The 12,735-nt window shown below is 62.7% G+C and carries 14 protein-coding genes; 7 read left to right on the forward strand and 7 right to left on the reverse strand.

Annotation, left to right across the window (positions count from 1 at the left end):
* The first annotated feature begins 4 nt into the window (after positions 1–4).
* On the forward strand, positions 5–1,030 hold the full coding sequence (locus ACVILI_RS25175) for a glycosyltransferase family 2 protein (protein ID WP_038648074.1): 1,026 nt from the start codon (positions 5–7) through the stop codon (positions 1,028–1,030).
* Positions 1,030–2,814, forward strand: coding sequence for an ABC transporter ATP-binding protein (locus tag ACVILI_RS25180; RefSeq protein WP_038648075.1), 1,785 nt, complete (start codon positions 1,030–1,032; stop codon positions 2,812–2,814). The genes ACVILI_RS25175 and ACVILI_RS25180 overlap by 1 nt, the downstream gene beginning before the upstream one ends.
* A 615-nt stretch (positions 2,815–3,429) precedes the next feature.
* On the opposite strand, the gene minE is transcribed toward ACVILI_RS25180, so the two are convergent.
* From minE to ACVILI_RS25200, 4 genes are all read right to left on the reverse strand, one after another.
* Positions 3,430–3,705, reverse strand: coding sequence for a cell division topological specificity factor MinE (minE, locus tag ACVILI_RS25185; RefSeq protein WP_010910548.1), 276 nt, complete (start codon positions 3,703–3,705; stop codon positions 3,430–3,432).
* The gene (minD, locus tag ACVILI_RS25190; protein WP_038648077.1) at positions 3,702–4,517 is read right to left on the reverse strand and encodes a septum site-determining protein MinD; all 816 of its coding nucleotides are present in this window, start codon (positions 4,515–4,517) and stop codon (positions 3,702–3,704) included. The genes minE and minD overlap by 4 nt, the downstream gene beginning before the upstream one ends.
* Positions 4,518–4,602: 85 nt before the next feature.
* Complete coding sequence (gene minC / locus ACVILI_RS25195; protein ID WP_038648081.1) at positions 4,603–5,421, reverse strand: septum site-determining protein MinC; 819 nt, start codon at positions 5,419–5,421, stop codon at positions 4,603–4,605.
* Between the two features lie 339 nt (positions 5,422–5,760).
* On the reverse strand, positions 5,761–6,612 hold the full coding sequence (locus ACVILI_RS25200) for an MEDS domain-containing protein (RefSeq protein ID WP_019859430.1): 852 nt from the start codon (positions 6,610–6,612) through the stop codon (positions 5,761–5,763).
* Positions 6,613–6,796: 184 nt separating this feature from the next.
* Between ACVILI_RS25200 and ACVILI_RS25205 the strand changes: the two genes are divergently transcribed.
* The 5 genes from ACVILI_RS25205 (at position 6,797) to ACVILI_RS25225 (ending at position 11,650) form a co-directional block, all read left to right on the forward strand.
* Entirely contained in the window at positions 6,797–8,515 is a 1,719-nt protein-coding gene (locus ACVILI_RS25205; protein WP_051726839.1) for a putative bifunctional diguanylate cyclase/phosphodiesterase, read from the forward strand.
* Positions 8,516–8,797: 282 nt separating this feature from the next.
* Positions 8,798–9,262 (forward strand): Hsp20 family protein, encoded by a 465-nt coding sequence (locus tag ACVILI_RS25210; RefSeq protein WP_038648084.1) that lies wholly within the window; start codon positions 8,798–8,800, stop codon positions 9,260–9,262.
* A 74-nt stretch (positions 9,263–9,336) separates the two neighbouring features.
* A complete protein-coding gene (locus tag ACVILI_RS25215) occupies positions 9,337–9,816 on the forward strand; it encodes a hypothetical protein (protein ID WP_038648086.1) in 480 nt (159 codons plus the stop codon).
* Positions 9,817–10,233: 417 nt separating this feature from the next.
* On the forward strand, positions 10,234–10,536 hold the full coding sequence (locus ACVILI_RS25220) for a hypothetical protein (protein WP_019859434.1): 303 nt from the start codon (positions 10,234–10,236) through the stop codon (positions 10,534–10,536).
* Between the two features lie 616 nt (positions 10,537–11,152).
* Positions 11,153–11,650, forward strand: coding sequence for a hypothetical protein (locus ACVILI_RS25225; RefSeq protein WP_019859436.1), 498 nt, complete (start codon positions 11,153–11,155; stop codon positions 11,648–11,650).
* 35 nt (positions 11,651–11,685) lie between these two features.
* On the opposite strand, the gene ACVILI_RS25230 is transcribed toward ACVILI_RS25225, so the two are convergent.
* The 3 genes from ACVILI_RS25230 to ACVILI_RS25240 all read right to left on the reverse strand — a co-directional run bounded on the left by ACVILI_RS25230 (position 11,686) and on the right by ACVILI_RS25240 (position 12,598).
* Entirely contained in the window at positions 11,686–11,835 is a 150-nt protein-coding gene (locus ACVILI_RS25230; RefSeq protein WP_143976366.1) for a hypothetical protein, read from the reverse strand.
* Positions 11,836–11,849: 14 nt separating this feature from the next.
* Positions 11,850–12,026: a hypothetical protein gene (locus tag ACVILI_RS25235; protein WP_457102644.1), complete on the reverse strand. Its 177-nt coding sequence runs from the start codon at positions 12,024–12,026 to the stop codon at positions 11,850–11,852.
* Positions 12,027–12,358: 332 nt separating this feature from the next.
* The gene (locus ACVILI_RS25240; RefSeq protein ID WP_019859439.1) at positions 12,359–12,598 is read right to left on the reverse strand and encodes a DUF680 domain-containing protein; all 240 of its coding nucleotides are present in this window, start codon (positions 12,596–12,598) and stop codon (positions 12,359–12,361) included.
* Positions 12,599–12,735: the final 137 nt, after the last annotated feature.

A 12,735-nucleotide genomic window follows, 5' to 3' on the forward strand; every position in this document is an offset into this window, starting at 1 on the left:
AGGAATGACGATCAAAGCCCACCAGCCTCTGCGGCGCGAGCGATCGACCGCGCTTGGCGGCGCCCCGGCCGGCCCGCGCCCGGACCGATCGGCGCCGGAAGTCAGCTTCATCATCTGTACGCGCAACCGCGTCGCGGTGCTCGAGGCTTGCATCAAGTCGGTGCAGGCCGCGTGCCGTGCGCATGCCGGCTTCGCGGCCGAGCTCGTGGTCGTCGACAATGGCTCGAGCGACCGCACGGCGGAACGGCTGGCCAGCATCGCCGCCAAGTCGGACATTCCATTCACGCCCGTTAACGAGCCACGCCCCGGGCTGGCGGCGGCCCGTAACGCCGGGTTGAGGCGCGCCAGGGGGCGCGTGCTGGTCTTCGTCGATGATGATTGCGCCGTGCATTGCGACTATCTGCGCGATCTGGAGCGACATTATTCTTCCGGGGAACAGGGGCTCATCCGGGGAGGCCGTGTCGAGCTTGGCGATCCCAGGGACCTGCCTTTCACGATCAAGCGATCGCGGGTGCGCGAGCGGCTGACGCCCGATATTCATCCCGGCGGCTTCGTGTTGGGCTGCAACATGACCATGCACCGCGACGTCGCGGCCCGCATCGGCGATTTCGACGAGCGCTTCGGCGCGGGCGGGCCATTGCGGTCGGCGGAGGATACCGACTACCTCGTGCGGGCGGTGCTGCTCGGCATCCCGGTCGAGTATGTGCCTGACATGACGATATTCCACCACCATGGCCGGCGCGATCGCAAAGCCATCGAAAAGCTCCACCGCGACTACAGCCTGGGCAATGGCGGGCTCTGCCTGAAACATGCCCGCCATGCGCCCTGGCTGCTTCGCCATTTCTACTGGGCCGCAAGAGGCGCCTTGCGGGAATTGGCGGGCGGGCCCGCCTTCGATCGCGAACTCGATCTGTCGCACTGGCCGATCGTCGGCATGAATGTGCTCGGCGCGGCCAGATACGCACTGCTGGCGAGACGACCGCAGGCCGAGCCGGTGCGGCAGGACCAACAAGCCAATGCCGAGGCCTGATGCCATTGCTCCCGCCTAGCCTGCCGATGCTGTTCCGCGCCTTCGGGACGCGGCAACTGCGCCTGGTTCCGGCCGTGGTCGTCCTCGGCCTGGTCGGCGCTGCCCTCGAAGGGTTCGGCATCGGCCTGATCATCCCCCTGCTGGGCATCATCATGGGACATGGCGATGCGACGGGAATGGCGGGCTTCTCCGCTGTTCTCCAGCAAGTCGGATCGGGCTTCAGCGATCGCGACCGGCTCGTAGTCATTTCGGCCGCCATCCTCGGCTCGATCGTCCTGAAGAACATCTTCGGCTTCGCCAACACGCTGCTGACGACCTTCATCTCCGGCAAGGCCAGCCATTCGATCCGCAGCGCACTGTCGGAGCAGCTGCTGCGGGTCGGCTATCCCTTCTTCCTGCGGCAGAGCCCCGGACGGCTGCTCAACATCATCTCAAACGAATCCTGGCGGGCGTCCGATGCCATCCAGATCATGCTGTCGTCGATCGTCAGCGCATCGGCCGCCATCATCCTCCTGGCCTTCCTGCTGCTGTTGTCCTGGCGCATGACGCTGCTGGTCACGTTCGGACTGGCGCTCGTCCAGATCGCGCACGCCATCCTCTCGGCCAATCTGAAGGAGCCCAGCCGCAGCGTCGCTTCGCGCAACAGCCATCTCGCCTCGCAGATGCTGCATCTGGTGCATGCCGGGCGGCTGATCCGAATCTTCGGCCAGGAGGGCCGGGAGAAGGCGATCTTCGACACCGCGTCCGATGCGGTTCGCCGCGCCTCCTTCGTCCTGCAGGTCCGCCAGGGCGCATTGCCGCCGCTGACGGAGGTTCTCCACGCCATGCTGTTCCTGGCGGTGGTGATCGGCGCCTGGCTGGCGCAGGTGAGTTTCCCGCTGATCATCGCCTTCGTCATCCTGCTCTACAGGCTGCAGCCGCATATGCGGGCCCTGCAGGGATCGTGGAGCCAGCTGCAGGGCCTGAGCGGATCGCTGGAAGAGGTGACATGGATGCTGGATCCCACGGGCAAGCCCAAGCCGCCGCAAGGCGACGGGCCGTTCCACGGTTTGCGCCGGGGCATCAAGTTCGATGACGTGACATTCACCTATTCCGGCACGGACCAGCGTGAAGTGGTGCTGCATGCGGCGACGTTCGAAATCAACAGTGGCCGCTCGACGGCGCTGATCGGCCGCTCCGGCGCCGGCAAGACGACGATCGTCAATCTTCTGTGCCGCTTCGTGGAACCGGACACGGGCAGGATCCTCGTCGATGGATCGCCACTGGACCGCATCGACGCCAACCAGTGGCGGCGCCACATCGCGCTGGCCAGCCAGGAGCTGGAGCTGGTCGACGGCACGATCTTCGAGAACATAAGCTACGGGCAGGACGCGGCGACGCTCGCAGACGCCGAGCGCGCCGCGAGGCTGGCCGAGGCGCATGAATTCATCGAGCGGCTGCCCCAGGGCTACGAGACGCTGGTCGGCTACAGGGGCGTCAATCTGTCGGCGGGACAGAGGCAGCGGATCGCACTGGCCAGGGCGCTGGTGCGCGACCCCGATCTGCTCATCCTCGACGAAGCCACCAATGCGGTCGACGGACTGTCGGAAGCGGCCATCGTCGAGACGCTGAAGTCGAGAGCGGGACGGCGCACGACCATCGTCATCAGCCACCATTACAGCACCATCTCGTTCTGCGACGACGTGGTGATCCTGAGCGGCGGCCGGGTGAAGAAGCAGGCCCCCTTCGGCGCCCTGGCATCACTCTCGATGGACGAGCTCTACCAGCATGAACCGCAGGACTGACAAGGGCCGGGACCGCGATTCCTGGTGCGCCGCTCGGCCATCCGAATCAAGGGCCCATGACGTGCCGCTGGCACCCTGCGCGATCGCACCAATGCCATGCGGTCGCCGGACTCGCTACCGTTCCTTCGCGGCGGACCTGTCGATCCGCCCGGGCCGGTGCCCATCGCTTACTCTCCAGATGCGGCGCCGGCCTTCCTCTTGCCCCCTCGTTCTCTCCCGCAAACGGCGACGTGAGGGCGAGGGGCTGCGCAGCCAGTGGAACAGCGTCCTATCGAGGCGTGGAAAAGCTCGGCTCCCCACCTCCCCCTTGTGGGGAGGTCGGACCGCAGGTCCGGGTGGGGGTGCTGGCGCAAGCTTTGCAGAACCTGGTTTCCTCGCCCCCACGAATGTGGGGGGTCCGAAGGACGGGCGAGACCCGTGGCTCGCCCCGGCACGGTGGCTCGGGCGAAGCCCGAGACGGAGCGGGGAATGGCTCGGCTTCAAATGAGTTCAGAGGGAGCTGGCGAGCGCCGCGCTGCCCCCTCCGACCGCTTCGCGCCAAGTCTTAGGGCGTCGCGCTGCTCCTACCCCGATCCGCTTTGCGGATCGACCTCCCCACAAGGGGGAGGGTAAAGATCACCCCGCGATCGCCATCGGCACGGCGCTCTTGTTGGGGATCTGGATATCGATCTCCAGCGTCGACATGGTTTCGCCTCGGTCCATCGAGACCTGCAGGTAGTCCTGGTCGATCTGCACGTGCTTGGCGATCACCGCCATGATCTCCTCGCGCAGGATGGAGACGAGGTCGGGCTGGCTGCGGTTGCGGCGCTCATAGGCGAGCAGCACTTGCAGCCGCTCGCGCGCCACCGGCGCGCTGGAGCGCCGCTTGAAAAGGTCGAACACGTTCATCATGCCGCCCTCCTTCCCAACAGACGGTCGAGGAAACCTTTGCGCTCGAAGGGGACGACGACCGGCAGATCCTCGCCTTCCAGCCGCCTTGCGGCGTCGATATAGGCCGTGGCCGCGGTGTTGAGCGGCTCCGACAGCGTCACCGGCGCACCGAGATTGGAGGCGCGCAGCACATCCTGGCTTTCAGGAATGATGCCGAGCAGCGGCACCGACAGGATTTCCAGCACATCGTCGATGCTGAGCATTTCACCCCGCGCGGCGCGCCCCGCGTCATAGCGGGTGACCAGCACGTGCTTGGCGATCTGCTCGCCCTGTTCGGCGCGCATGGTGCGGGCGTCGAGCAGGCCGATGATGCGGTCGGAATCGCGCACCGACGACACTTCCGGATTGGTGACGATGACCGCCTCGTCGGCAAAGCGCATGGCGAGCTGCGCGCCGCGCTCGATGCCGGCCGGGCTGTCGCAGAAGACATAGTCGAACACCGAGCGCAGCTTGTCGATAACCTCGCCGACGCCCTCTTCCGTCAGCGCGTCCTTGTCGCGCGTCTGCGAAGCCGGCAGCAGGAACAGCGTGTCGACCCGCTTGTCGCGGATCAGCGCCTGCGACAGCTTTGCCGTGCCCTGGATGACGTTGACGAGGTCGAACACCACGCGGCGTTCGGCGCCCATGATCAGGTCGAGGTTGCGCAGGCCGACGTCGAAATCGACGAGCGCCACCTTCTTGCCGGTCTTGGCCACGGCGGCACCGAGCGCCGCCGTCGAGGTGGTCTTGCCGACGCCCCCCTTGCCCGATGTGACCACCACTACCTTGCCCATGAAAAAGCCTCCGTTGTTGTTCGTTTTATCCCGGGCCGGCTTGCCGGCCTTTATTCAGTCAGCGGTCGTCAGCTCCCAAGCCGCTTCAACTCAAAGTCTCGACGCGCAGGCCGTCGCCGTCGAGGAAGGCCTGGACCGGCTTGCCGCGCGATACCCCTTCCATCTCCTCGGCGGTGATGTACCAGCCGTCGACCGATAGAAGTTCGGCCTCGTTGCGGCGGCAGAAGATGCGCGCGGCGGTGTTGCCCAACGCGCCCGCCGAAGCGCGCCCGCGCAGCGTGCCGTAGACATGGATCGAGCCGGCGGCGACGATCTCCGAACCGGACGCGACCGAGCCCAGCACGATGACATCGCCATGCGCATGCATGATCGCCTGGCCGGAACGGATCGGCGTCTTGATCATCAGCGTGCCCGAATCGTAATGCGAAACCTGCGGCACGCTTTCCTCAGTCTTGCTTGCGCCAGCCTTTCCCTTGGCAACGCCGCCAGCATCGACGCCGTGGTCCGGCGCCCTGCCCTCGGCGGCCTTGCCTTCCTTGCCGGAAGCCTCTTGCCCGCCCTTGCGGCCAGGCAGCAGCCCCTCCGTCGTCGCCTCCTTGGCGCCGACCAGCAGAGGCGGCAGGTCGGGCCCGAGCGCGGCCCCTTCCAATTCGATGGCATAGATGCGGATGCCGCGCGTCCCCAGCTCCGCCACCAGCGCCGCAATCTCGCTCGTCCGCGGCTTCAAAACGTTCAGATCGAGCAGCACCGGCCGCCCGGCAAAATAGCCTGGCGAGTTGCCGATCCAGTGATCCAGCCCCTGCAGCCACTCCACCATGGGCGCTTCCGGGGTCAATGTGAAAGCGACGAAAGAACGGGCACGAAAGCGAATGGATTTGGCCTCTAGGGGAGCGGCAAAGGTCACGGCTGGCGAATCCTTACTGAGAGGTAAACGCTAGCGAGGGAATGGTTAACGAATGGTTAACGAGAGGGTGCGACTTGGCAGTCTTCGAGAAATTGGAAGGTCGGGCTAAACGCCAGTTGCGGCCGCTACCCCCAACACCCTGAATGTCTTGATAGGGCCGGAAGCGGACCGGCGGCTTGTGGCTGCCGAGAAGTGACAGCGGACGTTAAACCCGCAGAGCCTGCCCGGAAACGCATCGCATATCGCAGTTTTCATCACCGGGCAAAACAGCACTCGCAGGCCGCGTTGGAGCGCAGGCTCCGGTCCAGCTTCCATCGCAGAAGCAACCCCGGACTTGTGCTACTCGCCAAGAACCATGTGCAAGAGCTGGACCGTGCTCCGCGCGTTGGTTTTCTTGAGAAGGTTGGCTCTATGGAACTCGACCGTTCGTGGGGCAATTTTCAAGGTGCGAGCAATCTCCTTACTCGAATAGCCCCTGACGATTTGGGCGAGCACGATACGCTCGCGAGCCGTGAAAGTGGCGCGGCTGGTGTCCGCCAGGATATTCAATGCGCCATTCAGCTTCCTGATTTCCTGCTTGGCGGCCTGGAGCTCCGGCGTCTCGAGAAATTCCCATTCTCCGTTTCGCCGGGTGATGGTGAATTGATGTGCTCGTGCGACATCGAGCAGGTCCACGGCCCTGCTTTCCGACAGGGAATAAGTGCACAAAACGAGCATCTTCTGACCCGCCAGCGAGTGGTCGAGTTCATGCTCGTATTGGCAAAACTCCTGCCAGTGGCTGGTCCCGATCCAGAATGCGTTGCCGCTGATTCTGATCCCGGCATACCCCCGTTCCAACGCTGCGCGCAGCTTCTCGTTCCAGCCGCCGGTGATGCGCTGTATGTCGAACTCGCCGCCAGGTAGGTACCAGTCCGTAGCAGCAATGATTTCCATCTGGCCGGCCATCAGGCGCGCATCGATGTCGGGGATGGATTGCCGTAGCGCATCCTTCGCCGTCTCTGCGTCGATCGGATCGGAGACCGCCCAGATGCAGAACTCGTTGTTCTCCAGCCCGGCCGCGAAATAGGAAGCGTTTGTAGCAAGCAGGTCCTGTTCCGCTTCGTAGAAGACGCAGATGTGTGTGCCCCAGCACATCTCGCCCATGACGCGGATGCCGGACTTGCGGAGCGCGTGGGCAGGCTCATCGTTCATGTCGATGCCGCTTTCCGGTGCACGAGTACGTCACTGAGCCGCTAAATCAGTCGCAGCCGACGGCGGCCCACGCCACGTCGGCCATACCGCTACGGAACCTGTTGATCGTGCCAGTAGAATATGCGCGATAGCTGGCCATCTATGGGGGCATGCATCTCCGGACACTATCAGCCGTCGCCCCAACATGACAGAGATTTTCAAGGCCGGGTTCGGCAATCTGATCCGCAGTACTGCGGTCGCGAACCCGCGCCGCTATGGCGTGCCGCAAGAGATCGCGGCCCGGCTGCCCGATCTATCGAGGGATGGTTTGGCCATCAGCGATCTGCGTGAAAAGGGTATGGCGCTGGTCTACGTGAACCGCGCGTTCCAGGACATCACCGGCTATTCCAGCGACGAGCTGATCGGGAGAAACTGCCGCTTCCTGCAAGGCAGTGATCGCCTTCAACCCGAAATCCAGTCCATTCGTGAAGCCATCGCCCGGCGTGAGGATGTTGCCGTCACGCTGAAGAACTACCGCAAGGACGGTAGCTGGTTCTGGAACGAACTCCGCCTCGCACCTATGAGCATCGCTGGTGGCGAGCCGACGCACTATATCGGACTGATGCGGGACGTGACGGCGAGCAGGGTCGCCGCCGCGCAAATTGCCCAGAGCACCCGCGCCGACATGCTCACCGGTGTTCTCAACAGATACGCCTTCGTCGAGGACGTCGACATCCTGCTGCGTCAAGGGGAACGGCCGATCTTGCTTGTCAAGATCGACATGGCTCGTTTCCATGACATCAACGAAGGGTACGGATATGACGTTGGCGACCAGGTGCTGATGCAGATTGCGCGACGCCTGACCAACACAGGCGCTGCACTGATCTGCCGCACGGGATCCAATGAGTTTGCGCTCGCTCAGCCGCTTGGCCATGCCGACGAGGCCCAAGCGGCAATCGAAATGATCCGGCAGTCCCTGGCGCCGCGCTATCTCGTTGCGGGCGCAACGATAAGGATCCGTTTCGCGATGGGCTATGTCGTTGGCAACCAGACGACGGACGCCATAACGCTGGTTCGTCGTGCCGGTGCCGCTTTGCATCGGTCGAAGTCGTCGGCGTTCCTCGATATCTGCGCATTCAGTTCCGAGGACGATAAGCGTGCGCGAAACCGACTGCGCATGACCAGCGAAATGCAGCAGGCCTTGGAACATGACGAGTTCGATTTTCACTACCAGCCGCAGGTCGACCTCGCCACGGGAACGGTTGTCGGTGCTGAAGCCCTGTTGCGATGGCACCATGGGCTGTTTGGGATGCAGTCGCCGGACAAGTTCATCGGCCATGCCGAAGATACGGGTCTTATACTCGATATCGGCGCCCGAGGACTCCGCACCGTCGCGGACTTTGCCGCGCGCGTGAACCGGGGCCGACAAGTGCCGATAGTCTTCTCGTTCAATGTCTCGCCGCTCGAGTTCAAGCTTCGCGACATGCCGAAATTTGTCTCCGATGTGCTCACCGCCAGCGGCGCCGATGCTGCATGGATCAAGCTAGAGCTCACCGAGAGCTTGATGGTCGAAAGTTCCGCGGAAATGCTGTTGATCATGAGACATCTGCGCGAACTGGGCGTCGGCCTGTCCATCGACGACTTCGGAACCGGCTACGCCAATCTGCGCTACCTCGAAGATTTCCCCCTTACGGAGATCAAGATCGATCGCGATTTTGTCAAAGGACTAGCGCAAAGCCGTTCCAAGCGGGTCATCATCGAGTCCATCATCAGGATTTCCAGGGAACTCGGCTTTCATGTCGTCGCCGAGGGAATAGAGACAGAGGTGGAACGCACGCTGTTGCGCGACATGGACTGTGATTTCGGGCAGGGATTTCTGCTCGGTCGACCGGTCGACGCTGCAAGATTTGAATCGCTGGTTTGAGCGATTCTCCGGACCACATGAGGCAGTACCCTCGCGTGGATGTGAGGTCGTGCGATGCTGCTGAAGAAGGCATATGGTCAAGCTGGCGAGGTCGTCTCGCCGCTCTCCTCCCGGCAGCGGTTTTTCGTACCATCAAGAGGCTCAAATTTTTTTGCGCAGGGGCCTTGAAGCGTTTTTCGGCGCTTCCCAAATCGTTCGCCGTCGAGGCTGTATGGCTCGACGACGGGCGGCGCCGTTGGGCGGCGCACCTTGTACCCATGTTGCTTCAAGGAGAATGTGGCTATGAGAACCTTTGACTCGCTTTATCGAACCACCGTCGGATTCGATCGTCTTTTCGACATGCTCGAAAACAACGCCAGGACCGACTGGCCGCCTTACAATATCGAGAAGACCGGTGAAAACGACTACCGTATCGCCATGGCTATTGCCGGCTTCAGTTCCGAAGAGGTGGAGTTGACGCAGAATGGCCCGGAACTTGTGGTTGTCGGCCAGAAATCCACCGACACGGAGGAGCGTCAGGTGCTGCACCAGGGCCTTGCCTTGCGCAACTTCAGACACGTGTTCAAGCTGGCCGACCACATGAAGGTCGTCGCTGCGTCCCTGGAGAATGGCCTGCTCAGCGTCGAGATCGTGCGGGAAATCCCCGAGGAACTGAAACCTCGCCGCATCAACATCGGCTCTGGCGACGCTATGGCGGTCAACAAGCAGATCAGCCAGGACGTCGAGAAACCGCGTAAGGTTGCCTGACGCCGATATTTCAACACGAACACTGCGGTCGCCTCCCGGCTTCGGTCGGGAGGCCTCGATTGCGGAGATTGGAGATGAATCAGCAGACTGAAACATTCCGCGCCCCAACCCGGCGCACCGGGCGTTTCGAGGGTCTTTTTTGCCTTCTCGACAGCCCGGGCGATGTGCTCAAGCATCCACGCATGACCTTGGACGAAAAGCGCGCCTTGCTCGCATCATGGGCATCGGAGGCGCATGCCGTCGAAAATCGCCCCACCCTACGCAAACTGGACAATGGCAAGATCGTCCCCGTCGACGATATCTTGCGATGCCTGAAAGCGCTGAATCAAGTCGGCCCCGCCGGCAAAGTTCTTTCGCGTCGGGCAATGCCGTGGACCGTGGCGTTCGATCGCCATGACCGGCGCATCAATGGATCGCCGCGCAGACGGCGCTTTACCGGCAGGGACGATGATGATGATCCGCCGCCTTGCCCCGCCGCCGTCGCGCCGCGCGTGCCAGGTGGCGGGCAAAGTGGCGCGTATGTGATGGCCAATCGCGAGCCGGCCTATGCCTGACTGAGCGCTCGTTAGCGAAAAGGCACATAGCAACCCGCTGCGCGGTTCGCAGCGGGTTCGCAAACGCAGGCCTTCCGCCCTGCTTTTGAAGATGGCCCTGCAAACGCCGCCTATTTCCTGAAGTGCCCAGCGTTCCGGCTGCAATGCACGGCCGTGTGTCTTCATCATCGTCCGGCATCTCCATCAGCACCGTCCCCAGTCTTTGCAATCCAGTTTTGGTCGAGGCGCTTGCCGTCCTTTGAAGCTCGAACATGCGGTGAAGCGTTGTCTGAATGGTCGCCTGCAGTCCGGCCGCTCACGGATATCGGCGCGCGACGGGCCGCGTCTGTGTCGTTGACTCAGGCCATGCCAAAAGCGTAAGTCGCGGTGCGCGTCTCACGTCCAAGGCGCAGCGCTTCACCCATAAAGGTATCAAAAATGGACGACAAATATGCCAACGCGCGCGAGCACTTTTTTGCGGCGATCAGGACGCTAGCAGCCTCTTCCGACAGTGTTCAAACGCGCCTGATCGACGCAAATACGAACATTCTGGACGTTACGATCGATGAATTCGATGGTGACCCGGAACTCAAGTTCAAGTTTGCGAAAATACTGGATCTGCTTGCTATCGATCAAGACGATATGGAAACGGTCGCTGTTGAGACCGCCGCACACATGACGGATTTCGAGGCCGTCAAGGTCGCGGACCTGATTTGTGATTTCTACTATGAGCTGACGTAATCTGGCGTGACGGGCGGAGCGATTCCGCTTCGTCCGCGGCCAGTTCAATGATTGGCATGCCCAATCCGATGGCAGCGCTCGACGCGATACATGCATGCGCCCGTCTCGCTTTCACATCGATCCCTATGTCCAGACAAGCGCCAAGTCGGCCCGAATGACGACATGAGGCGCAAAGCTGCCGTGTGCTTAGCGGAATTAAGAGTAAATCGGTCACGCAAGCTTGCAGCGTGTCGCCATCGCGGTCGCCAGAGGTACGCACCGAACAGCCCTCCCTCAATGCCGCTTGAATACTGCACCTCCCGCTCATGCTTCTCCGCCGCCTCACACGTCTCAAACGCCCCCAGGTTCCGCCGCTTGCCGGTCTTCTCATCCGTCTTGCGTGAATAAAGCCGGCATTTGCCGTCCTTGAGTTGGCGGATCATCTCGCTCTCCCTGATCAGGATTTGGCGCCCGTCCTGGCCTTCAGCCCGAGCGCTGCCTGCTCCGTCGGGGTGAACGCCGCGCCGGTCCGAACGTGGGAACGACAAACCCCGCGATCAGCTATCCCGCCCCGTGGAGTTCGGGAACGCAGCCATGCTAGCCTCCATCGAGCCGGCTGAAGCTCGGGGGGCAAGTCATGTTGGATCAATGGACTGATTTCTTCGTCATGGTGGGCGGCGGCGCGGCGGGGCTTGCCGGGTTGATCTTCGTTGCGATCTCGATCAATCCCGAACGCATTGTCCGCAACACGACGCACAAGAACCGGGCAATCAACATGCTGTCGGGCTTCAGCGCGATTTTCATGGCATGCAGCCTTGCGCTTCTGGGTGGTCAATATCTTCCGGCACTCGGCCTCGAATGGCTTTTGCTCTGGGGCATAGCGACATTCATCTTCGTCAGGGGATATGTCGTGGCCATCAAGGCGGGGATGAGCACCATCGGGTTGACCGGGCCGCGGTTGGCGGGCGGCACGATGTGTTACCTGGCCGAGGTTGCAGGCGCGATTTTCCTCATTCTCGGGCGCGGCGTGGGCCTTTACATCGCGGCCCTTGGAACCATCGTCCTGTTCGCCTTCCTGATTTCAGGCGCATGGCTCCTCATCATTGGCATCTACGAAGAGCCGGCCAAGGGATGAGGTGGACACCCGGCGCTGCAGAGGCCAGCGCCCCCTCAATGCCGCTTGAAATACTGCACCTCCTTTTCATGCTTCTGCGCCGCCTCGCGCGTCTCGAACGTCCCCAGATTCCGCCGCTTGCCGGTCTTCTCGTCCTTCTTGCGGGAATAAAGCCGGTATTTGCCGTCCTTGAGTTTGCGGATCATCTCAGTCTCCCCGATCAGGATTTGGCGCCCTTCCTGGCCTTCAGCCCGCGCGCCGCCTGCTCGATTGCGGCGCGGTCGGTGCCGAGGCGGTCGAGCAGCGCCTGCGCCTCGTCGCCGGATATGCCGGTGCGCATGGCCAGTTCCTCGACCTCCAGAACGTCGGTGCTGGCTATCTCACGGGTCTGCGGCAAGGCGTCGTCGGCCGTCAGCGGCAGAGCCGCTTCCCTGTCGATCTCGGCCTCGGCGCGGTGCCAATGATGCTCGGGATCGCCGCCGCCTTCACGCTATGGTATGCGCGCTTCTGGATCTTCTCGTGCCTTTCGTCGCCCATTGTCGTTCCTCCTTCGTGTCAGGGATGAACGCCGCGGTGATGGGATTGATCCAAAAAATCTGCGTGATCGCTGGTCCGGGTGGAACTGCCGGATCGGTGGGAGGGCGCGAGGCGCCGGGCAGGACGCAAAATGATCCAGGCGGCGGGGCAAGCCCGCCACCTGGATACAGGCCGTACTGGGCAGCCTTGATATCAGTGGCCCCAGATGCCCTGGCCGTATTCGGCCGGCATGTCGAGGATCGACTGTCCCGCCGCGCTGCCGGTGATGCTCTTGGTGACGCTCGGGTCGACCGCCTTGGAGGACATCATCGAATGGGTGGTCGGGTAGCTGCCGGCGGCCGGGACGAAGTCCGAGCCGAAATGGTCGGAGCCGGCGAAAGCCATGCCGGAGGCGAACAGGAACGCAGCAGCAGTCAGAATGATCTTCTTCATTTCAAGTCTCCATCTCTACAAGTTGACATCGGCCTCGACGCGCCGCCCGCATCGCGTTCGTGAGGCTGTGTGTTCATGGTCTCGGGCGAAACCGGCCAACCGCGACCCCCACAGGATCCCTGCGGCTGCAGGTTTCA

The sequence above is a fragment of the Mesorhizobium sp. USDA 4775 genome (assembly GCF_054062655.1).